General features: G+C 65.8%; 20 protein-coding genes and 1 riboswitch. Of the genes, 1 reads left to right on the top strand and 19 read right to left on the bottom strand.

The window, feature by feature from the left end:
- Nucleotides 1-32: 32 nt before the first annotated feature.
- The 10 genes from ACQCSV_RS09225 to hisI form a co-directional block, all read right to left on the bottom strand.
- A complete protein-coding gene (locus tag ACQCSV_RS09225; protein ID WP_354154260.1) occupies nucleotides 33-1,490 on the bottom strand; it encodes a glutamate synthase subunit beta in 1,458 nt (485 codons plus the stop codon).
- Nucleotides 1,483-6,096, bottom strand: a complete 4,614-nt coding sequence (gltB, locus tag ACQCSV_RS09220; RefSeq protein ID WP_354154261.1) for a glutamate synthase large subunit — start codon at nucleotides 6,094-6,096, stop codon at nucleotides 1,483-1,485. The genes ACQCSV_RS09225 and gltB overlap by 8 nt, the downstream gene beginning before the upstream one ends.
- Nucleotides 6,097-6,359: 263 nt before the next feature.
- A complete protein-coding gene (lgt, locus tag ACQCSV_RS09215; RefSeq protein WP_354154262.1) occupies nucleotides 6,360-7,514 on the bottom strand; it encodes a prolipoprotein diacylglyceryl transferase in 1,155 nt (384 codons plus the stop codon).
- Between the two features lie 5 nt (nucleotides 7,515-7,519).
- Nucleotides 7,520-8,326, bottom strand: coding sequence for a tryptophan synthase subunit alpha (gene trpA, locus ACQCSV_RS09210; RefSeq protein WP_354154263.1), 807 nt, complete (start codon nucleotides 8,324-8,326; stop codon nucleotides 7,520-7,522).
- Nucleotides 8,326-9,732: a tryptophan synthase subunit beta gene (gene trpB / locus ACQCSV_RS09205; protein ID WP_354154264.1), complete on the bottom strand. Its 1,407-nt coding sequence runs from the start codon at nucleotides 9,730-9,732 to the stop codon at nucleotides 8,326-8,328. The genes trpA and trpB overlap by 1 nt, the downstream gene beginning before the upstream one ends.
- Before the next feature lie 75 nt (nucleotides 9,733-9,807).
- A complete protein-coding gene (gene trpC, locus ACQCSV_RS09200; RefSeq protein ID WP_354154265.1) occupies nucleotides 9,808-10,629 on the bottom strand; it encodes an indole-3-glycerol phosphate synthase TrpC in 822 nt (273 codons plus the stop codon).
- A complete protein-coding gene (locus tag ACQCSV_RS09195) occupies nucleotides 10,629-10,916 on the bottom strand; it encodes an HGxxPAAW family protein (protein WP_056345635.1) in 288 nt (95 codons plus the stop codon). Before ACQCSV_RS09195 ends, trpC begins: the two co-directional genes overlap by 1 nt.
- 117 nt (nucleotides 10,917-11,033) lie before the next feature.
- Nucleotides 11,034-11,636, bottom strand: coding sequence for a Trp biosynthesis-associated membrane protein (locus tag ACQCSV_RS09190; protein WP_354154266.1), 603 nt, complete (start codon nucleotides 11,634-11,636; stop codon nucleotides 11,034-11,036).
- Entirely contained in the window at nucleotides 11,633-13,237 is a 1,605-nt protein-coding gene (locus ACQCSV_RS09185) for an anthranilate synthase component I (RefSeq protein ID WP_354154267.1), read from the bottom strand. The genes ACQCSV_RS09190 and ACQCSV_RS09185 overlap by 4 nt, the downstream gene beginning before the upstream one ends.
- A gap of 147 nt (nucleotides 13,238-13,384) precedes the next feature.
- Nucleotides 13,385-13,792 (bottom strand): phosphoribosyl-AMP cyclohydrolase, encoded by a 408-nt coding sequence (hisI, locus tag ACQCSV_RS09180; RefSeq protein WP_354154268.1) that lies wholly within the window; start codon nucleotides 13,790-13,792, stop codon nucleotides 13,385-13,387.
- A gap of 136 nt (nucleotides 13,793-13,928) precedes the next feature.
- Here hisI and ACQCSV_RS09175 point away from each other — a divergent pair, with 136 nt between their 5' ends.
- Nucleotides 13,929-14,573, top strand: coding sequence for a TIGR03085 family metal-binding protein (locus ACQCSV_RS09175; RefSeq protein WP_354154413.1), 645 nt, complete (start codon nucleotides 13,929-13,931; stop codon nucleotides 14,571-14,573).
- 102 nt (nucleotides 14,574-14,675) lie between these two features.
- On the opposite strand, the gene hisF is transcribed toward ACQCSV_RS09175, so the two are convergent.
- The 9 genes from hisF to rpe all read right to left on the bottom strand — a co-directional run bounded on the left by hisF (nucleotide 14,676) and on the right by rpe (nucleotide 21,604).
- Entirely contained in the window at nucleotides 14,676-15,452 is a 777-nt protein-coding gene (hisF, locus tag ACQCSV_RS09170) for an imidazole glycerol phosphate synthase subunit HisF (RefSeq protein ID WP_354154269.1), read from the bottom strand.
- Between the two features lie 58 nt (nucleotides 15,453-15,510).
- Nucleotides 15,511-16,371 carry an ATP phosphoribosyltransferase gene (gene hisG, locus ACQCSV_RS09165; protein ID WP_104061999.1) on the bottom strand — a complete coding sequence of 287 codons (861 nt, stop codon included), beginning with the start codon at nucleotides 16,369-16,371 and terminating at the stop codon, nucleotides 15,511-15,513.
- Between the two features lie 92 nt (nucleotides 16,372-16,463).
- Nucleotides 16,464-16,727: a phosphoribosyl-ATP diphosphatase gene (locus tag ACQCSV_RS09160; protein WP_028270786.1), complete on the bottom strand. Its 264-nt coding sequence runs from the start codon at nucleotides 16,725-16,727 to the stop codon at nucleotides 16,464-16,466.
- Between the two features lie 113 nt (nucleotides 16,728-16,840).
- On the bottom strand, nucleotides 16,841-17,326 hold the full coding sequence (gene ribH, locus ACQCSV_RS09155) for a 6,7-dimethyl-8-ribityllumazine synthase (protein WP_160670188.1): 486 nt from the start codon (nucleotides 17,324-17,326) through the stop codon (nucleotides 16,841-16,843).
- Between the two features lie 17 nt (nucleotides 17,327-17,343).
- A complete protein-coding gene (gene ribA, locus ACQCSV_RS09150) occupies nucleotides 17,344-18,075 on the bottom strand; it encodes a GTP cyclohydrolase II (protein WP_354154271.1) in 732 nt (243 codons plus the stop codon).
- Nucleotides 18,076-18,085: 10 nt separating this feature from the next.
- Nucleotides 18,086-18,805 carry a 3,4-dihydroxy-2-butanone-4-phosphate synthase gene (gene ribB / locus ACQCSV_RS09145; RefSeq protein WP_354154272.1) on the bottom strand — a complete coding sequence of 240 codons (720 nt, stop codon included), beginning with the start codon at nucleotides 18,803-18,805 and terminating at the stop codon, nucleotides 18,086-18,088.
- Nucleotides 18,802-19,437, bottom strand: coding sequence for a riboflavin synthase (locus tag ACQCSV_RS09140; protein ID WP_354154273.1), 636 nt, complete (start codon nucleotides 19,435-19,437; stop codon nucleotides 18,802-18,804). Before ACQCSV_RS09140 ends, ribB begins: the two co-directional genes overlap by 4 nt.
- Nucleotides 19,437-20,534 carry a bifunctional diaminohydroxyphosphoribosylaminopyrimidine deaminase/5-amino-6-(5-phosphoribosylamino)uracil reductase RibD gene (ribD, locus tag ACQCSV_RS09135; RefSeq protein WP_426939551.1) on the bottom strand — a complete coding sequence of 366 codons (1,098 nt, stop codon included), beginning with the start codon at nucleotides 20,532-20,534 and terminating at the stop codon, nucleotides 19,437-19,439. Before ribD ends, ACQCSV_RS09140 begins: the two co-directional genes overlap by 1 nt.
- 195 nt (nucleotides 20,535-20,729) lie before the next feature.
- Nucleotides 20,730-20,883: riboswitch (FMN riboswitch) on the bottom strand.
- 40 nt (nucleotides 20,884-20,923) lie between these two features.
- Nucleotides 20,924-21,604 carry a ribulose-phosphate 3-epimerase gene (gene rpe, locus ACQCSV_RS09130; RefSeq protein WP_426939550.1) on the bottom strand — a complete coding sequence of 227 codons (681 nt, stop codon included), beginning with the start codon at nucleotides 21,602-21,604 and terminating at the stop codon, nucleotides 20,924-20,926.
- Between the last annotated feature and the right edge of the window lie 17 nt (nucleotides 21,605-21,621).

Genomic DNA, 21,621 nt, shown 5'->3' with positions numbered 1-21,621 from the left:
GTGGAGGTGAATCCCCGGCGAACTGACTGGTATCAGAGAACCGTGATGGCCCTGTCCGCCGGAGCCACCGGCGCTGGCAGGATGGTGCTGCCCATGAGGAACTTGTCCACGGCGGCGGCACAGGCCCGGCCTTCGGCAATGGCCCACACAATGAGCGACTGCCCGCGGCCGGCGTCACCGGCCACGAAGATGCCCTCCGTGTTGGTCATGTAGTAGCCGTCGCGGGTCACGTTGCCGCGCCCGTCGAACTCGGCGCTGACCTGTTCGGTGATGCCCGCAGGCTCCGCTCCGGTGAAGCCCAGCGACAGGAACACCAGGTCCGCCGGGATGATTCGTTCGGTGCCGCCTTTGGGGAGCCGCTTGCCGTCAACGAATTCCGTTTCTGCAACCTTGACGCCGGTGAGCTTGCCGTTCTCTCCGACAAACTCCACGGTGGAGGCGAGGTACGTTCGTTCGCCGCCTTCCTCGTGGGCGCTGGCCATTTCGAACAGGGTGGGGAACGTGGGCCAGGGCTGGTGCCCGGCACGATCCGCCGGTGGCTGCTTGCCGATGGCCAAGGTGGTCACTGATGCGGCTCCATGGCGGTGCGCAGTACCGAGGCAGTCAGCACCGGTATCGCCACCGCCCAGGATCACCACGTGCTTGCCCTTCGCGTGGATCTGGTTCTCCACCGTCTCCCCCGCGACAACACGGTTGGCCGGCACCAGGTAATCCATGGCGAAGTGAACGCCTTCATAGTCACGGCCGGGGATGGGCAGGTCCCGCGGGACGGTAGCGCCAGTGGCAACCACGACGGCGTCGTAGCGGCGTCGCAGCTGCTCCCACGTCACGTCGGTGCCTACAGCGACGCCGGTGCGGAAGCGCGTCCCTTCGGCCTTCATCTGCTCAACGCGGCGGTCCACCTGCTCCTTTTCCATCTTGAAGTCGGGGATTCCGTAGCGGAGGAGGCCGCCGATCTTGTCGTCACGCTCGTACACCGCAACGGTGTGCCCCACCCGGGTCAACTGCTGCGCCACGGCCAGGCCGGCAGGGCCGGAGCCGACGACGGCAACGGTCTTTCCGGTCAGGCGCGTCGGAGGCAGCGGGTTGACCCAGCCGTTTTCGAACGCTTCGTCGATGATGGAGACTTCAACCTGCTTGATGGTCACCGCAGGCTGGTTGATCCCCAGCACGCAGGACGCCTCACACGGTGCAGGGCAAAGCCGGCCGGTCCACTCGGGGAAGTTGTTGGTGGCGTGCAGCCGCTCAATCGCTTCCTCGCCCTTGTCCCGCCAGGTGAGGTCGTTCCACTCGGGGATCAGGTTGCCCAGCGGGCAGCCCTGGTGGCAGAACGGCACGCCGCAGTCCATGCAGCGTCCGGCCTGGGCCTTCAGGACACCCTTTTCCTGCGCCTCGTAGACTTCCTTCCAGTCCATGATGCGGACCGGAACGGGGCGACGCGGCTGGGTTTCACGCTGGCGTACTTTAAGAAATCCGCGTGGATCAGCCACCGGTTACCTCCAGGATTCGAGCCCATACTTCTTCGCCATCGGGGTCAAGGCCCTCTTCGATGGCGTCCAGTCGGGTTTGCTGGACTGCCGCGTAATCGCGCGGCAGCACTTTGGTAATGCGGGCAGCCGTGTCGTCGAAGTTCTCCAGCAACCGTGCCGCGTGGAGCGATTCCGTTTCCTCGACATGCTTCACCAGCAGGCCGTGGACAATGTCCCGGTCTTCGGCGTCGAGTTCAACGAGCTGGAGTTCGCCGGACTGCAGCGCGTCCTTGTTGACCTGAGTGGTCTGCAGGTCCAGCACATAGGCCGTGCCGCCGGACATGCCGGCGCCGAAGTTGCGGCCGGTGCGGCCGATGATCAGCGTCTGCCCGCCTGTCATGTACTCGCAGCCGTGGTCGCCGATGCCTTCAACAACCGCGGTGGCTCCGGAGTTGCGGACCAGGAAACGTTCGCCCACCTGGCCGCGCAGGAACATCTCGCCGCTGGTGGCGCCGTAGCCGATCACGTTACCGGCAATGACGTTGCTTTCGGCCTTGAACACGTTGGTGCGGTCCGGCCGGACGATGATCCGTCCGCCGGAAAGGCCCTTGCCCACGTAGTCGTTCGAGTCACCGAAGAGACGCAGCGTGATGCCAGCGGGCAGGAAGGCACCCAGCGACTGTCCCGCGGTACCGGTCAGGGTGATGTCGATGGTGTCCGTCGCCAGCACGTCCGTGCTGAACGTCTTGGTCACGGTGTGGCCCAGCATGGTGCCTACCGAGCGGTCCGTGTTGATCACGTCCACCGCGATCTTCACCGGGCTGCGGTCGGTCAGCGCCTCCGTAGCCATGGTGATCAGCCGCTGGTCAAAGTGCTTGTCCAGCTCGTGGTTCTGAGAGGTCATGTTCCGCAGCGGAGCGTCGTCGTCGAACTCGAGCCCGTGCAGGATCGGGTCCAGGTCCAGGCCGTCGGCCTTCCAGTGGTTGACCGCTTCGCGGGCGTCCAGCACCTCGGCGTGGCCGATCGCCTCCTCGATGCTCCGGAAGCCGAGTTCCGCGAGGATCTCACGGACTTCCTCGGCCAGGAATTCGAAGAAGTTGACCACAAATTCGGGCTTGCCCGTGAAGCGGGCCCGCAACTCGGGGTTCTGTGTTGCGACGCCCACCGGGCAGGTGTCCAGGTGGCAGACGCGCATCATGATGCAGCCTTCCACCACCAGCGGGGCGGTGGCGAAACCGAATTCCTCGCCGCCGAGCAGCGCGGCGATCACAACGTCGCGGCCTGTCTTGAGCTGTCCGTCCACCTGGACCACCACGCGGTCGCGCAGCCCGTTGAGCATCAGCGTCTGCTGCGTCTCTGCGAGTCCGAGCTCCCACGGCACACCCGCGTGCTTGAGCGAGTTCAGTGGGGACGCGCCGGTTCCGCCGTCGTGGCCGGAGACGAGTACGACGTCGGCCTTCGCTTTGGTGACACCCGATGCCACAGTGCCGATCCCCACTTCGGAGACGAGCTTGACGTGCACACGGGCCGAGGGGTTGGCGCGCTTCGCATCGTAGATGAGCTGCGCGAGGTCCTCGATCGAGTAGATGTCGTGGTGTGGCGGCGGCGAAATCAGTCCGACGCCGGGTGTCGAGTGGCGTGTCCGGGCAACCCAGGGGTACACCTTCTGCGCCATCAGCTGGCCGCCTTCGCCGGGCTTGGCACCCTGGGCCATCTTGATCTGGATGTCATCAGCGTTGGTCAGGTACAGGCTGGTGACGCCGAACCGGCCCGACGCGATCTGCTTGACGGCAGAGCGGCGCTTCGGGTCGAGCAAGCGATCCACGTCCTCGCCGCCTTCACCGGTGTTGGACTTGCCGCCCAACTGGTTCATGGCGATCGCGAGGGTCTCGTGGGCTTCCTTGGAGATGGACCCGTAGCTCATGGCGCCGGTGGAGAAGCGCTTCACAACGCTGGAGACGGGCTCCACTTCCTCCAATGGAACCGCAGGACGGTCGTTCTTGAACTTGAGCAGCCCGCGCAGGGTCATCAGGTTCTCGGACTGGTCATCCACGCCCTTGGTGTAGGCCTTGAAAATGTCATAGCGGCGCTCACGCGTGGCGTGCTGGAGCCGGAAGACGGTCTCCGGGTTGAACAGGTGCGGCTCGCCGTCGCGGCGCCACTGGTATTCGCCGCCGCCCAGGAGCGGGCGGTGCGGCATTTCGATGCCGCCTTCGGGGTAGGCCATCTGGTGACGCGCTGAAACCTCGGCGGCGATGACATCCAGGCCCACGCCGCCCAGCTGGGAATGCGTGCCGGCGAAGAACTCGTCCACCAGTTCCTGTCCGAGGCCCAAGGCCTCGAACGTCTGCGCGCCGGTGTAGGACGCAACCGTGGAGATGCCCATTTTGGACATGATCTTCAGGACGCCCTTACCGAGGCCCTTGATCAGGTTGTAGACGCCGTCCCGCGGCGTGACCCCAACAACGTCACCGGCGGTGATGAGCTGCTCCACTGACTCCATTGCCAGGTACGGGTTCACGGCAGAGGCGCCGTAGCCGATCAGGACAGCTACGTGGTGCGTCTCGCGGACGTCGCCGGCCTCGACCACCAGTGCGGTCTTCGTGCGGTTGGCGCTGCGCAGCAGGTGGTGGTGCACGGCGCTGACCAGCAGCAGCGAAGGAATCGGGGCCCACTGCGCGTTCGAGTCACGGTCGGACAGCACAACGTACTGCACGCCGCGGTTGATCGCGCCTGACACCTGCTCGCAGATCTCGGTGAGCCGGGCACGCAGCGCGTTCTCGCCGCCTTCGGGGCGGTAAAGGCCGCGGACCTTCATGGCTACCCGGTCGCCGTCGGGCGTTTCGATGTTGGCGATCTTAGCGAGCTGGTCGTTGTTGATCACGGGGAACGGCAACATGACCTGCGGCTGGCGGACCTGCTTGGTGTCCAGCAGGTTGCCGTTCGGGCCGATGGCGCACGTCAGCGACGTGACCAGCTCTTCCCGGATGGCATCCAGCGGTGGGTTGGTGACCTGCGCGAAGGACTGCACAAAGTAGTCGAACAGCAGCCGGGGACGCTTGGACAGCACCGCAATCGGGGTGTCCGAACCCATGGCACCCAGCGGCTCGGCGCCGGTGCGGGCCATCGGGCCGAGCAGGATCTTGAGCTCTTCGGTGGTGTACCCGAAGGTCCGCTGGCGGATGTTGACGGACGCTGCGGTGTGGACCACGTGCTCGCGCTCGGGGAGGTCCTTAAGGTCAATCAGGTTGTCCTTGACCCACTCGGACCACGGGTTAGCGGCAGCGACCTCGGCCTTGACCTCTTCGTCATCGATGATGCGGCCGGCTTCGGTGTCCACCAGGAACATCTTGCCCGGGGAAACCCTGCCCTTTTTGACCACCTTGGAAGGTTCGACGTCGATCACGCCCACCTCGGAGGCGAAGATGATCAGCCCGTCTTCGGTGATCCAGTAACGTCCGGGGCGCAGGCCGTTGCGGTCCAGGGTGGCACCGACGAGGTTGCCGTCGGTGAAGGAGACGGCCGCGGGGCCGTCCCACGGCTCCATCAGCAGGGAGTGGTATTCGTAAAACGCCCGCCGCGCCGGATCCATGGTGGCGTGGTTTTCCCAGGCCTCGGGGATCATCATCATGATTGAGTGCGTGATGGGGCGGCCGGAGAGCCAGAGCAGCTCGGCGACTTCGTCGAAGGACGCGGAGTCTGACGCACCAGGGGTGCAGATGGGGTACAGCTCTTCCGGGGACTCCCCGAGCAGCGGGTTCGCGAGCTGCGACTGGCGGGCGCGCATCCAGTTCCGATTGCCCTTGACGGTGTTGATTTCACCGTTGTGGGCGATCGTCCGGAACGGCTGGGCCAGCGGCCACGACGGGAACGTATTGGTGGAGAAACGCGAGTGGACGATCGCCAGCTTGGTCTTGAAACGTTTGTCTGAAAGGTCCGGGTAGAACGGCTCCAGCTGGGCCGTAGTGAGCATGCCCTTGTAGACGATGGTCCGCGAGGACAGCGACGGGAAGTACACGCCGAACTTGTTCTGGGCGCGCTTGCGGATCCGCCAGGCGCGTGAGTCCAGCTCGTTGGGGTCCAGGTCCTCGCCGGTTGCCGAGGCCAGGAAGGGCTGTGAGAAGTAGGGCATGCAGGCGCGGGCCATGGCGCCCACGAGGTCAGCGACGATGGGCACTTCGCGCCAGCCGAGCACGGTCAGGCCTTCATCGGAGGCAAGGCCCTCAATGCCGGCCTTGGCGGCGTCAGCTTCGCGCTGCTCGGCAGGGAGGAAGGCGGTACCGGCCACGAACTGTCCCGGTGCGGGGAGTTCGAATTCTGTGACGGCACGGAAGAACTCGTCCGGGATCTGCATCAGCAGGCCGGCGCCGTCACCTGTTCCCTCGTCGGCACCCACAGCTCCACGGTGCTCCAGGTTGCGGAGCGCGGTCAGGGCGGCGTCGACAATGTCGTAGCCGGGCTCGCCGCGGAGCGTGGCTATGATCGCCAGGCCACAGGCGTCTTTTTCGTTCTCTGGGTTGTATAGACCCCGGGCCTCGGGCAGCGCGGCGAAGCGCTTGAACGGCGACATGGCAGCCTCAGGCTGGTCCGGTTCGGACCAGCTGGGAGTGTGAAGAGTTTGACTCATGGGAGACGTCCTTCCTCCTGATCGTGCGTATGGAAGGGACACCGTTGGCCCCACTCGTCAGCGCCTCCGTGATGGGCACAACAAAGTGTTATTTACAGGAAATTGTAGGCCAGACCGGCCTGCTGAATGAACAGTTACGCAGGCCCCCGGCCCGGGCTTGACCGGCCAGCTGCTGTCTGCTGAACGGATGGGCCCTGTTGCCACGACGCTGTGGTGTGTGGGCGCTCCGAGTGTTGACTCTGCTACCCTGCCGTGCTGGCGTCCTACTTGCTTGTGCCAGCCTCCGGCGCGGATTCCGTTGCCTTGTGGCCGGAACTTCCGGATACCGGCGACTCCGGAGTTGGCTGGTCGCCGTCCCCGGATGCCGGGTCCTCCTCCGTTGGGGCGGAAGGGATCCGGGCACCATTTTGGTTATCTGGGAGATTATCACGCGATTCACTATCTGAGACAGGAAAGTCCGCATCGCGGACGGAATCCTTTTCTTCTCCCGCAGCGTCAATGACGTCGTCTGCTGCCGGTGCGCGGCCGGCCAGGAACGGTGTGTCCGGTTCCGGGCGGCCTTTCAGTCCCACGAGGACAAACACGATGAGTGCTGCCACAAAGACAAAGATGCTGGTGCAGACGTTGAGCCTGGTGGTGATGCCGAAGAGGTTGATCTGTTCGGCGTCGTCGATCCGCATCGCTTCGATCCAGACCCGGCCCAGGGTGTAGTACATGGCGTAGAGCCAGAAGAGCCGGGCACGGCGGAAGTCGAATCGGCGGTCCAGTGCCAGCAGGATGAGCACGCCGGCGACGTTCCAGAGCGACTCATACAGGAACGTGGGGTGGAAGAGGGTACCAACCGGCATGCCGGCCGGAAAGTTGGCGTTGTCCGCATCAATCTGCAGGGCCCACGGCAGGGTGGTGGGCCCGCCGAAAAGTTCCTGGTTAAAGTAGTTACCCCATCTCCCAATGGCCTGGGCCAGCAGCAGTCCGGGCGCAGCGGCGTCCAGGAAGGCGGTGAGTTTCACGCCTGTCCGGCGGCACCCGATCCAGGCGCCCAGGACGCCCAGAACCACGGCGCCCCAGATTCCGAGTCCGCCACGCTGGATCTGCGGGATGAGCCACAGATCCCCGGTCCCGTCGAAGCCGGGCCCGAAGTAGGCGTCCGGAGAGGAAACCACGTGATAGAGGCGGCCGCCGATGATGCCAAAGGGAATCGCCCAGATGACGATGTCCCAGACGCTGCCTTCGGGCGCACCGCGGCGGGCCCACCTGACGGACGTAAGCCACAGGCCCGCGATGATCCCGGCGAGGATGCACAGGGCATAAGCGTGGATCCGCAGAGTCCCCCACGGCAGCGGGATGTCGAAGCCGGACCAGTCCGGGCTGGGGATGCTGGCCGGCACCAGGGCTGCGGCCTGAAGGAGAATCTGCATTGTGGTTAGGCTTCTTCCCTAACGAGTCCCGCGCTCAGGTCCCGGGTGAGGTCCGCGACGGCGGCGACTCCCCCGTCACGGATGGCGGCCACGAGCGCTGTGCCAACGATGACACCGTCCGCGTAGGCTGCGATCTCGCGGACGTGGCTGGCGTTGGAGACACCGAGTCCCACGCACACGCGTTCGGCACCGGCGGCGTGCGTGTCGGCGACGAGCCTCTCTGCGCTGCTGCTGACAGCCTGGCGCGTACCCGTCACGCCCATGATGGAGACGGCGTACACGAAGCCCCTGCTTGCCTTGACCGTCATGGCCAAGCGTTCGGGGGTGGAGGACGGCGCTACGAGGAATACGCGGTCCAGTCCGTACTTGTCCGACGCAGCGAACCATTCCGATGCTTCGTCCGGGATGAGGTCGGGCGTGATGAGCCCGGCTCCCCCGGCCTCGGCCAGCCGGCGGGAGAACTCGTCCACACCCAACCGGACCACGGGGTTCCAGTAGGTCATCACCAGCACGGCGACGTCTGTGGCCGCCGTAATGCCGGCTACCACGTCAAAGACGCTTTCGACCCGGAATCCGTTGGCTATCGCTTCGGTGGTGGCAGCCTGGATGACAGGGCCGTCCATGACCGGATCCGAGTAGGGAATACCGATTTCGATCAGGTCGGCACCGTTCTTCGCCATGGCAATGCCGGCGTCGATGGTGGCCTGGACGTCCGGGTACCCGGCAGGAAGGTAGCAGACGAGCGCTGAGCGTCCGGCGTCCCGTGCTCGGTCGATGGCGGCGGCGGACTTGCTGGCCGTCTGTTCAGTCATCAGTTCTGGTCCTCGTTATTGTCCGCGGCGCTGCTGGCAAGAGCAGCTGTAGCGGGAACGGCTTCAGTCTCTGCCCGGTCGGCAGGCCCCTTGGGCTTACGGGTAGACAGGTTGGTGCCCTTGACCTTGCCCTCCTCATCGAGCATGTCAAACCATTCCGCGGCGGTCTCAACGTCCTTGTCGCCACGGCCGGAAAGGTTCACAATAATCACCGTTTCGGACGGGTTGGCAGTGCCTTCGGTGAGGCGCTTGCCAACCTTGATGGCACCCGAGAGGGCGTGTGAGGACTCGATGGCGGGAATGATGCCCTCCGTCCGGCACAGCAGCTTGAACGCATCCATTGCTTCGCTGTCGGTGATGGGCTCATAACTGACGCGTCCAATATCGGCCAGGTAGGCGTGCTCCGGGCCAACACCCGGGTAGTCCAGGCCTGCCGAAATCGAGTGCGACTCGATGGTTTGGCCGTCGTCGTCCTGCATGAGGTAGGAGCGTGCGCCGTGCAGGACACCGGGCTTGCCAAGGGTGATGGTGGCTGCATGCCGGCCGGTATCCACGCCGTCGCCGCCGGCTTCAAAGCCGTAGATCTTAACGGACGGATCATCCAGGAATCCGTGGAAGATGCCGATTGCGTTGGAACCGCCGCCGATACAGGCGCAGACGGCGTCCGGCAGTTTGCCGGTCTGCTCCAGGATCTGGGCGCGGGCTTCCTCGCCGATGACCTCGTGGAAAAAACGGACCATGGCCGGGAACGGGTGCGCCCCCGCGGCGGTACCCAGCAGGTAGTGGGTGTTGTCCACGTTGCTGACCCAGTCCCGGAGTGCATCGTTGATGGCGTCCTTAAGGGTCTGCGAACCGTTCACCACGGGCACCACGGTGGCGCCCAGCAGCTGCATCCGGGCGACATTCAGCGCCTGCCGGCGGCAGTCCTCGGCGCCCATGTACACAACGCATTCCAGGCCAAGGAGCGCGGCGGCGGTGGCGCTGGCAACACCGTGCTGTCCGGCACCGGTCTCGGCGATGACGCGGGTCTTGCCCATGCGCTTGGCCAGCAGGGCCTGGCCCAGGACGTTGTTGATCTTGTGGGATCCGGTGTGGTTGAGGTCTTCCCGCTTGAGGAAGATCCGTGCGCCGCCGGCGTGCTCGGAAAATCGCTTGGCTTCGGTAAGCAGCGACGGGCGGCCGGAGTAGTTCTTGTTCAGGTCGGCGAGCTGGGCCAGGAATTCGGGATCTGCCTTGGCCTTTTCAAAGGTGTCTTCGAGCTCGTCCAAGGCGGCGATGAGAGATTCCGGCATCCAGCGCCCGCCGTAGCCGCCGAAGTATGGCCCCGGGGCGTGCTTCAGCGAGCCGCCCTGCAGGAAAGCGTCCGCAGTGTTGTTGTCAGCGTTTTCTGAGGGTGCGTCAACCATCAGTCTCACCGTCCTGTTCCAGTTGATCGTTCGGAAGTATTGTGCCGCCGGCCCCAGGGCCAGCGGCTGCCCGGACTAGGCCCGGGCTGCGATGGCGGCAGCGCCGGCTGCCGCGAATTCGGCGATCCGGTCACGCGGCGTGGCGTCGCTGACCAGGGCCTCGCCCACCAGGATGGCGTTGGCACCCTTGGCGGCGTAGTGCGTCACGTCGTCCACGCCGCGCACACCGGATTCGGCGATGACCAGCGCTTCAGCCGGAATCAGTCCGGCGAGGGAGGCGAAAACTGAACGGTCGACGTCGAGCGTCTTCAGGTTGCGCACGTTCACGCCGATGATGCGCGCCTCAGCCGCCACTGCCCGTTCGATTTCCGCTTCCGTGTGCGTTTCCACGAGCACATTCATGCCGAGTTCGCGGCTGAGCGCGCTGAAGTCCCGGAGCTCGCTGTCGGAGAGCGACGCCACGATGAGCAGGATCAGGTCCGCGCCGTGGGCGCGGGCCTCCCAGACCTGGTACTCGACGAGCGTGAAGTCCTTGCGGAGCAGCGGAATGTCGACGCGGGCACGCACGGCGTCCAGGTCCGCAAGGGAACCGTTGAAGCGCCGCTGTTCGGTGAGGACGCTGATCACGGCTGCGCCGCCGTCGGCGTACTGCTCTGCCAGCGATGCCGGATCCACAATTGTGGCGAGGTCACCCTTGGACGGGCTGCGCCGCTTGATTTCCGCGATGACCTTCAGCTGGTCCCGCTGCACGGAGGTGCCACCGAGGGCCGCCCAGGCGTCGCGGGCGGGTGCCGCGGCCGCAGCCATGTCCTTCAGTTCCGCGAGCGGAACGAGACGCTGCCTGGCCTCCATATCCTCCCTGACACCGGCATTGATGTCATCGAGAACAGTCGCCATCAGTGGCCGGAGCTCTTCAGCTTGCTGCCTTCGACACCGTAGCCGGCCTTGCGCATGATGTAGCCAAGGATGAGGCCGAGGACCATCACGGCCGCGCCCGCGATGAAGATGGGGGTGTTGGCAATGACAAAGGCGATGGACGCGATGAGGGCGCCGACCAGCATAACGATCACGCAGGTCCAGGCCGCGGGGCTGTTGCCGTGGCCAAGTTCCTGGCTGTGGTCAACGACGCCGGGGGCAACGGTCCGGGTGCCTGATTTCGATACGGAAGCGGGTGCTTTGCTCATGTGAATCTCCTCGGGATGAATACTGCTTACATTCTGCCATTTTTTGGCCGCGACCTGACCATCGGCAGACCGGGCTCAGGTTTTAGCGGGCTGCATGGCTATGGCTGAGAGCGGGGTTCAGGTGGGGTCGTCGCCGCGCGAGAGCCGGTCCCAGCCGTCGATCTCGTCCACAGGACCAGTGGCGGCGGCCGCGCTGCCGGCGGGCGCCCCATAGGTGGCCGCGTCATATTTGGTCCGCGATTTCCAGTGCCGGCCAGCGGGGATGATCAGCAGGGCGGCCAGCGCCAGCAGGGTGGCGGCGGCGACGGCGAGGACAGGGAAGGCGGTAACAGCCACTTCCGCGTGGCCGCCGGTGACCCCTGTGGCAGCGGCGATCGAACCCTGCGCGGCGCCCAGCGGGTCAGCCAGCACGGTGGCGGCCGCGGCGATGATGCCTACGGAGGCAAGCACGATGAGGGCGATGATGACCCACCGAGCGAACTTTCCGGCGATGGAGGCTGCCAGTCCGCCTGCCAGGGCAACGACGGCCAGGGCCGTCACCGCGGTAGCGGCTTTGCTGCCCTGGACCGGAAGGGTGTTCTGGTCCCCCGCGACCTGGCCCACCTGGTTGGCGTCCAGGCTGACAGTGATCCAGGTCTGGGTGGTGGCTCCGAACACGGCCAGGGCAAGGACGGCAATCAGCAGTACCAGCGTGGATTTCCTGGCCCAGGCCGGCGTCATACGGCGCCCTGGCTTTCACCGGCGGAGGTGCCGGCGTCGCTGGTCTGAGAGGTGCCGGGGAGCGATTCCGCCGCAATGTTATGCAGCGATCCGGCGGTGTGCACGGCCCGGAGCGGAGCGGCGGCCTTGTTCACGGTCTCCAGCGCTTCTGTGGGGTTCACCGAGTCCGCCACGATGCCGCCGCCGGCCTGGACATAGGCGCGTCCTTCGCGGAGAAGGGCCGAGCGGATGGCAATGGCCATATCCATGTCGCCGGCGAAGTCGAGGTAGCCCACCACCCCGCCGTAGATGCCGCGGCGGTGCGGTTCAAGCTCGTCCAGCAGGCGCAGAGCCCGGGGCTTCGGGGCACCGGACAGGGTGCCCGCGGGGAAGGTCGCTTTCAGGACGTCGTAGGCGTTGGCGGCCGGGGACAGCTTTCCCACCACGGTGGAGACCAGGTGCATGATGTGGCTGAAGCGCTCCACCTCCATAAACTGGGTGACGTCCACGGTTCCCGCGAGGCAGACCTTGGACAGATCGTTGCGGGACAGGTCCACGAGCATCAGGTGTTCGGCGCGTTCCTTCTGGTCGGCCAGCAGTTCCTCCGCGAGGGCTTTGTCTGCCTCCACGGTTTTGCCGCGGGGCCGTGAACCGGCGATCGGGTGGGTGATGACTTCCTCGCCGGTCACCGTCACCAGAGCCTCGGGCGAGGACCCCACGATCGAGTACTCCCGCCCGTCGGCGTCCTCGAGGCTGAAGATGTACATGTACGGGCTGGGGTTGGTGTTCCGCAGGACCCGGTACACGTCAAGCGGCGAGGCCCCGCATTCCATCTCGAAGCGGCGTGAAATCACCACCTGGAACACTTCGCCGTCCACAATGGCTTCCTTGCCACGGTCAAGGGCGGCCAGGTACGAGGGTTCGTCCCACCGTTCTTCGACGCTGGCAGCGAAATCCAGGGCGGCGGGTTCCAGTACGGAGACCGGCTGGGCCACGGGCGTGCTGATCCGGGTGAGGAGGGCCTTGACCCGTGCTACGGCATCTTCCCAGGCCTCGTCCACACGGTCGGAGCTGCCATCGAAGTTGATGGCGTTGGCGATCAACAGCACGGTGCCGTCATGGTTGTCGTGCACTGCCATGTCGGTGACCAGGTTCAGCGCCATCTCGGGCAGGTGGAGGTCATCCTCCGGCGGGCTGGTCAGCCGTTCCCAATGGCGGACGGTCTCCCAGCCCAGGAAGCCGACGAGTCCGGAAGTGAAAGGCGGCAGCCCGTCAAACCTGTTGGTCCGCAGGGCTTCGATGGTGTCGCGGATGGCGTCCACGGGGTTGCCGTCCAGGGGCACGCCCGCAGGTGGCTGGCCCAGCCAGTGCGCCTGGCCGCTCTTGGTGGTCAGGGTTGCCCGGGACTTCGCGCCGATGAAGGAATACCGCGACCACGTGCCACCCACCGCCGCGGACTCCATCAGGAACGTGCCGGGCTGGCCTTGCGCCAGCTTCCGGTAGAGGCCGATAGGCGTTTCCGCGTCCGCCAGCACTTTAAGCGTGACGGGGATGACCCGGCTGTTGCCGGCGAGTTCGCGGAACTCCTCGAGGCCCGGGCTGATGATTCCAAGGTCCTGCATGGCTATTCTTCGCCGCCTGTTCTTGTGTGTCGACTGGTGACTGCCGCCGGGGGGGGGGGGGGGGGGGGGGGGGGGGGGGAACCGCGCCAGTCATTGCTGCCAATAAGTGTGTGCCCACGGGGCGGTCATCTGCCCATGGGCCGTGGATCAGAGCGCCTCGCCGGTCTGGACGTCCAGGTCCCTGCCGTCGAAGCAGGTCCGGGTGCCGGTGTGGCATGCCGCGCCGACCTGGTCCACGCGGATCAGGAGGGCATCGCCGTCGCAGTCCACGGCAACGGATTTGACCCACTGGACGTGGCCGGAGGTGTCGCCCTTGCGCCAATACTCCTGGCGGGAGCGGGAATAGAACGTGACCCGGCCGCTGGTCATGGTGCGGTGCAGTGCTTCGTCGTCCATCCAGCCCAGCATCAGCACCTCGTTCGTATCGAACTGCTGCACGACGGCGGCCACGAGCCCGGCGCCGTCACGCTTAAGCGCGTCCGCGATGGCGGGTGGAAGCGGGCTTGTGGCGGGGGCCGGGACAATTACGGGGGCGGAGGCGGGCTGCTCAGACATCAGACCAAGTCTAGTGCCTGATCAACGGCCACCGAATATGCACAAGCGGGCATGCAACCAGAGTGTGAACAAGGGCACCCCCCGGCTGACGTTTCCGCTGCCCAACTTCGCTGCTCTCGTGCTAGTTTCACAAGTGATGCATTTCGTCGAACCGTCCCGAGAAGTCCTGGCCGAAACCCTGCTGGCGGCCGGCCCTGATGCCCCCACCCTCTGCCGAGGCTGGCGCACCAGGGACCTTGCCGCGCACCTTTACCTGCGCGAACGCAAGGCGGCCGTGGGCCTGGGCCTCATCATCAAAAGCCTGTCCAAGGCTTCTGATAAAGCCACAGCCAGGCTCGCGGCGAAGCTGACAACAGGTGCCGACTACACCGGCCTGGTGAACACCTTCCGCGGCGGCCCGCCGGCGCTCTCTCCCATGAACATCAAGGCATTGGACGAGAGCTCCAACCTGATCGAATATTTCGTCCACACCGAGGACATCCGCCGGGCCGTGGACCGCTGGGCGCCGCGCGCCCTCGACGAGGCCTATTCGGACGCCCTCTGGGACGAGCTGATCAAACGGGCAGCCATTCTTTACCGCGGCGTGGACCTGGGAATTGTGCTGGTGCGCCCATCCGGGCCGCGGCACGTCGCCAAGCGGGCACCCGTTTCGGTGGCGATCGTTGGTGAGCCGGGCGAACTGCTGATGCACGCCCACGGACGGACCCGCCACGCCTTGGTCACCTTCGAAGGCCAGCCAGACGCCGTCGCCCTGCTGCAGTCAGCAGAAGTCGGCCTCTAACTAAAGCAACGCGGGGTCACTTAGCGCCCATCCCGGAAGGGATTACGGGCGCTAAGTGACCCCGCGTTTGTTGGGCCCACGTCCGCAGGGAGCAGGTGCGAACTAACGGACGTCGAAGCCCGCCTCGCGGATGGCCTGCTTGACCTGGGACATCATGTTGTCCGGTCCCCAGTGGAAAATCGACGCAGCCAGGACGGCGTCAGCTCCGGCGGCAACGGCAGGCGGGAAGTGCGCCGGTTCCCCGGCGCCGCCTGAGGCAATGATCGGCACTTTCACCGCTGCCCGGACCATACGGATCAGTTCCAGGTCAAAGCCGTCCTTGGTGCCGTCGGCATCGATGGAGTTGAGCAGGATTTCGCCGACGCCGCGGTCGGCGGCCTCCCTGGCCCACTCGATGGCGTCGATCCCGGTACCCGTACGCCCACCATGGGTGGTCACTTCAAACCCCGATGGCGTGGGCCGGGACCCCGGGCGGGTCCGGCGGGCGTCCACTGACAGGACCAGCACCTGCGAACCGAAGTGCCGGCTGATTTCGTTGATGACGTCCGGCCGGGCAACGGCGGCTGTGTTGATGGAGGCCTTGTCCGCGCCGAAACGCAGGAGCTTGTCCACCTCGGCGACGCCGCGGACACCGCCGCCCACGGTCAGGGGGATGAAGACTTCCTCGGCCGTGCGGCGGACCACATCGAAGGTGGTTTCACGGTTCCCCGAGGATGCTGTGACGTCCAGGAACGTCAGTTCGTCGGCGCCCGCATTGTCGTAGCGGTGGGCCAGCCCCACCGGGTCGCCCGCGTCGCGGAGCCCCTCGAAGTTGATGCCCTTCACAACGCGCCCGGCGTCGACATCGAGGCAGGGAATGACTCGTACAGCTACAGCCATGGGGACTCCTGGAATTCTCGGGTGGATTCTGCGGCGCGGCGTGAACCGGGAAGCACGCTCAGATACGGCAGGCGTGGATGCTGCTGACCAGGATGGCGCGGGCGCCGAGGTCATAGAGCTCATCCATGATCCGATTGGTTTCCTTCTTCGGAACCATGGACCGAACAGCCACCCAGTCGGAGTCGCGCAGTGGCGAGACGGTGGGCGATTCCAGGCCGGGAGTCAGTGCGGCGGCCTGTTCCACGAGTTCCTTGCGGATATCGTAGTCCATCAGCACGTACTGGCGCGCCACGAGGACGCCCTGCAGGCGGCGGATCAGGACTTCAATCTCCTTGACGGTGCCGTTCGCGGCGCCACCATCGCCGGTGCGGCGGATCAGGACAGCTTCTGACTTAAGGATCGGCTCGCCGAAGATTTCCATCCCGGCGGCCTTGAGGGTGTTGCCCGTTTCCACGACGTCGGCGATGGCGTCCGCTACGCCGAGGCGCACGGAGGACTCCACGGCGCCGTCAAGCCGGACTACCTTGGCGTTGATGCCCCGCTCGGCGAGGTAGCCGCGGAGCAGCCCGTCGTAGCTGGTGGCGAGGCGCTTGCCTTCCAACTCTTCAGCGGCGGCGAAATCGCCCACGGGTCCGGCGAAGCGGAATGTGGACGCAGCGAAGCCCAGGGGCAGCAGTTCCTCGGCCTCCACCTCGGCGTCAAGCAGCAGGTCGCGGCCGGTGATGCCGACGTCGAGGGTACCGCGTCCGACGTACACGGCGATGTCGCGCGGGCGGAGGAAGAAGAACTCAATGTCGTTGTCAGGGTCCATCATGACCAGCTCGCGGGTGTCGCGGCGCTGGCGGTAGCCTGCTTCGGACAACATGGCGGAGGCGGCTTCAGACAGGGAGCCCTTATTGGGTACGGCTACTCGCAGCATGGGGTCTTTCTTGGTTGGGAGGTCTATGGATCGGGCAAACGGGCCACGCAGGGCACCGGCAGGCAGCTCTCGGCCGCCGGGCGCCGCAGTGGCTACAGATGCTTGTAGACGTCTTCCAGGGTCAGTCCTTTAGCGAGCATCAGAACCTGCAGGTGGTAGAGCAGCTGGGAGATTTCCTCAGCCGCGGCCTCATCGGATTCGTACTCAGCGGCCATCCAGACTTCGGCTGCTTCCTCCACGACTTTCTTGCCAATGCCGTGGACTCCGGACTCCAATTCAGCGACGGTGCGGGAGCCTGCCGGGCGGGTGGCTGCCTTCTCACTCAGTTCAGCGAACAGCGTCTCGAAATTCTTCACGCCCTACAGCCTACTTGCTGCCGGCCCGGGGGCGCCTTTCGGGCCGCTGCATGACGGGCGCGATGTGAGCGAACACACACCGCATCCGTCCGCATGCTGACAACAACCGGCTGCTACTTGTACTGCTTGAGGAGCACTGCGGTGGCCAGGGCCGCCGTCACTGCCTCGTGGCCCTTGTCCTCGCTGGAGCCCGGCAGGCCGGCACGGTCCAGTCCCTGCTGTTCCGTATCGCAGGTCAGCACGCCGAAGCCCACCGGCACGCCGGTGGAGACACTGACATCGGTCAGTCCCGACGTCGCCGCCTGGCAGACGTATTCAAAGTGCGGCGTACCGCCCCGTATCACGACGCCGAGGGCCACCACTGCGTCAAAGTGCGGTGCCAGCCGCGCGGCGGCGACGGGAAGCTCGAAGGCACCGGGAACGCGCAGTACGGTGGGTTCGCTGATGCCTGCATCTTTGGCGGCGCGCAGGGCACCGTCCAGCAGTCCGTCCATGATCTGGGTGTGCCAGCTGGCTGCCACAATGGCCAACCGCAGCTGCGACGTTTCCGCAGGGTTGAGGGTGGTGAGGTCAATATCTGGTGCGCCGTGTCCGCTCATGCGTGAATCTGGTCCGTTCAGTTTTGGTCGTGGTCGAAATCGTCGGCGGCGCCGCTTGGCACCGTGACAATGTGTGTGTCCAGCGTCAGCCGGTGCTCCATGCGGTCCTTTTTAGTCTGCAGGTAGCGGATGTTCTGGTCACGGGACGGCACCTCTGTGGGCACCATTTCCACCACCTTCACGCCGGCTTTGGCGAGCCTGTTCTTTTTGTCCGGGTTGTTGCTCAGGAGCCGGATCTCGTGGAGGCCCATCTCGGCCAGGATCTGGGCGGCCGCCTTGTAGCAGCGGGCGTCCACCGGCAGCCCCAGCTGTTCGTTGGCCTCCACGGTGTCAAAGCCCGCTTCCTGGAGGGCGTAGGCCTTGATTTTGTTGGCCAGGCCTATCCCCCGGCCTTCCTGCCCGCGCAGGTACAGCAGCGTGCCGCCGAACTCGTTGATCAGCTCCAGGGCATAGGCCAGCTGTTCGCCGCAGTCACAACGGTAGGAGCCGAAGACATCGCCGGTCAGGCACTCGGAATGCAGCCTGACCAGCGGAGCAACGCCATCCTTGGGCGGGTTGGGCGAGCTCACCGCCAGGTGCTCGACGCCCGTGACCAGGTCTGTCCACGCTTGGGTGATGAAATCGCCAAAGGCCGTGGGCAGCTGCACAATCGGACCGCCGCTCACGGGGTGGTGGGTCCGGCCATTGCCGGCCGCCCCCTGATGGTGGCCGTTCTGGTGGCTGTCGTCCGAAACTCCGGAAGCCGTCATCATTACTCCTCTACTCCGCCCGGGCGTCCGGCCCGGTGTCACTGTCGGCGGAAGACCCGGCCCCTGATTCAAGGTAGGCCACCAGATCCTCAATCGAGATCAGGGGGCACCCATGTTCAGCGGCAAATCCGCGCAGCCCGTCGAGCCGCATCATTTCACCGTCGTCGTACACAACCTCGGCGATCACGCCCACGGGCTCCAATCCGGCGAGCCGGCAGAGGTCCACGGCCGCTTCGGTATGGCCAGGGCGTTCCCGCACTCCTCCGTTAACTGCCCGGAGCGGGAAAATATGCCCGGGCCGGGTCACGGCCGACGGCCCGGCGCCGGGGTCTGCGAGGACGCGGGCCGTGAGGGCCCGGTCAGTGGCGGAGATTCCGGTGCTGACACCCACCGCCGCGTCGCAGGAAACGGTGTACGCGGTACCCTTCGCGTCCTGGTTCACGGCCACCATTGGCGGCAGTGCCAGGGCGTCGGCGCGCTCCCCGGGCAGGGGGACGCAGATGACGCCGGAGCTGTAGCGGATGGTCCATCCCATGAGGGCGGGGGTCGCATGCTGTGCGGCGAAGATGATGTCGCCTTCGTTTTCGCGGTCCTCGTTGTCCACCACCAGCACGGGCCGGCCGGCGGCCATGGCGCGGATGGCATCTTCCACGGGATCAAGTCCGAAGGTTGCGCTCGTCGGCACCGGGCCGGCGTCCGCGGCCGGTTCCAGCCGGACGGTGGCGTTCATCGTTCGCCCCCGGTGGTTGCGACGGTGCTGAATGCCAGTAACCGTTCGGTGTATTTGGCCAGCACGTCGACTTCAAGGTTGACCCTGCTGCCGGTGTTCTTGGCCCCCAGGCCGGTCTCCGCCAGCGTGGTGGGGATCAGCCCCACTTCGAACCAGGGCTGCGGCTCCACGGCCGGGCTGACTGCCGTGACGGTGAGCGAGACGCCGTCTATCGCGATGGAGCCCTTCTCCGCGATATAGCGCGCGAGGTTGGCTGGCACACCGAAGCGGAGTCGCTCCCAGTTGCCGAACGGCTCGCGCTCCAGCAGCTGCCCGACGCCGTCGACGTGGCCCTGGACGACGTGGCCGTCCAGCCGGCCGCCGGCGGGGACACAACGCTCAAGGTTCACCGAGTCACCGGTGGTAAGTTCGCCGATGGTACTGCGGACGAGGGTTTCGCCCATCACGTCAACACTGAATTCTTTGCCGTCGATTGCGGTGGCCGTCAGGCAGACTCCGTTGACAGCGATGGAGCCACCCAGCCCGAGACCTTCGGTGCTGCCGGGCGCGCGAAGGCGGAGCGTTGCGCTGGCATCCCCGTCCCGCTCCACGGACAGAATCTGTCCCTGCTCGGCAATAATTCCGGTAAACATCAGTAGCCTCCCATGGCTGGTTCCGCGGCAGTGCGGGCTAGTTGTGGTTCAAAAGCTTCGGTTGGTTCTGGTCGGAGGTGCAGTCTCAGGTCCCGGCCCAGGGTGAGGACGGAGCCGCCGTCGGAAGGGTCCCAGTCCCAGTGCCGGGCATCCGCGAGGGTGGTGATTCCGAGTCCGTTGAGGGCGGGAGTTCCGGAGCCCAGCAGGGTGGGGGCAACGTAGACAATGAGTTCGTCCACAAGTCCGGCAGCCAGGAATGAACTGAGGATGCGTGAGCCGCCTTCCACCATGACGTGGCGGACTCCCACTGCGTAAAGAAGCGAGAGCGCCTCCCGGGGATCCCGCGTGGCGAGGTGGAGCACATTATCGTCATCACCGCGGACGGCGGCGTCGGCCGGAATGTCGCGCAGGCCCATCACGGCACGCAGCGGCTGCTTGCCCGATGCCGCTCCGGACTCGTCCCGGGCTGACAGCCGGGGGTTGTCCACCACAACGGTCTGGGTCCCCACGAGGATGGCGTCAATTCGCCGCCGGAGCCCGTGGTTGTCAGCGAGCGACTCCGGCGAGGAGATCCACTGGCTCGTGCCGTCCTCGGCGGCGATCCGGCCGTCCAGCGTCTGGGCGATATGCAGCGTCACAAACGGGCGTTGTGCGGCCACTCCCAGGAACCACTGACGGTTCAACTCGAACGACTCGCCGGCAGCGAGCCCGCTGCGGACCTGCACCCCGGCATTCCGGAGGGTGGCCGCGCCGCCCGCCGCAGGGTCATGCGGATCGTCGACGGCGTAGACCACGTCCGTGATTCCGGCACGAATGATCGCCTGGGTGCAGGGCCCCGTGCGGCCGCTGTGGTCACAGGGTTCCAGCGTGATCACCATTGTGCAGCCGCTCAGGTCCAGCCCGGCGGCCTCTGCCTGGGTGATGGCGTCCGCTTCCGCGTGGGGCGTGCCAGCGCCGCGGTGATAGCCGGTCACCAGCTGGTGGCCGGCAGCATCGATGACGACGGCGCCCACCAGCGGATTCGCTCCGCGCGGACCCTGCAGGGCTGCTTCGAGCGCTGCCTCCATGGCGGCGGTTTCGGCGGCGCTGAACGCCATGACGTTTTCGATCCGGGTCACGGGGCAGCCACCGGTTCGGCGGCTTTGGTTCCCGGACAATGGGAAATCCTGGCTTCAAAGAGCCATCGCAAGGGGTTCATGTGTGTTGTCGTTCCTTCCCTCTAGAACCGCGATGGCTCCGGGGGTATACGACAGCAGAAGACCGCAGCGCCAAAGGGCGCCGCAGATACAGCTGTACGTGCTTCTCTCATCCAGACTTTAACTGTCGGTACCGGAATTTCACCAGTTCAACCGTCCGCCGGTTCCTTCCCTGAAGGGGAAAGCGCCGACTCGCGGGTCGCGGACTATCACCGCCGGTTCGGACTTACACCGACCCCGGAGCACGTATTGTGTGTTGCTATTGTGCCATAACCACAAGGTGGCCCAGACTATTCCGCGGTCGCAGCACGTAACTTTATGCTGCCGGCTTCGCGGAGCCGTCCGATGGCTGCAGCCGGCTCTTCCGCGCCATAAACAGCCGAACCCGCGACAAAGACGTTCGCGCCTGCTTCGGCCGCCCGCAGAATGGTTTCCTCGGTAATGCCGCCGTCCACCTGGATGGCGACATTGATTCCGGAGCCGTCAATAGCTGCCCGGGCCCTCCGGATCTTGGGTAGGGTGAAGTCCAGGAACGCCTGGCCGCCGAACCCCGGCTCCACGGTCATGATCAGGAGCATGTCCAGTTCCTCGAGCATGTCCAGGTAGGGTTCCACGGCTGTGGCAGGGCGCAGTGCCATGCCGGCCTTAGCGCCGCGGGCCCTCAGTTCGCGGGCCAGTTTGACCGGTGCAATGGAGGCCTCAGCGTGGAAGGTCACGGAGGCCAGCCCGGCGTCGGCGAACCCCGGCGCCCAGCGGTCGGCGTCGGAGATCATCAGGTGTGCGTCCAGCGGGACGGGGCTGACCTCCTGGATCCGTTGGACCACGGGCAGGCCCAAGGTGAGGTTGGGGACAAAGTGGTTGTCCATAACATCCACGTGCACGGCGTCAGCGTTGCTGATGCGCTGCAGTTCGGCTTCGAGGTTGACGAAGTCGGCGGACAGGATGCTGGGGTTGATGCAGCATTGCGGCATGGGGGAACCTTTCACGG

The sequence above is a fragment of the Pseudarthrobacter sp. S3 genome (assembly GCF_050156905.1).
GTDB lineage: Bacteria > Actinomycetota > Actinomycetes > Actinomycetales > Micrococcaceae > Arthrobacter.
This window is presented reverse-complemented; position numbering and strand designations above follow the sequence as displayed.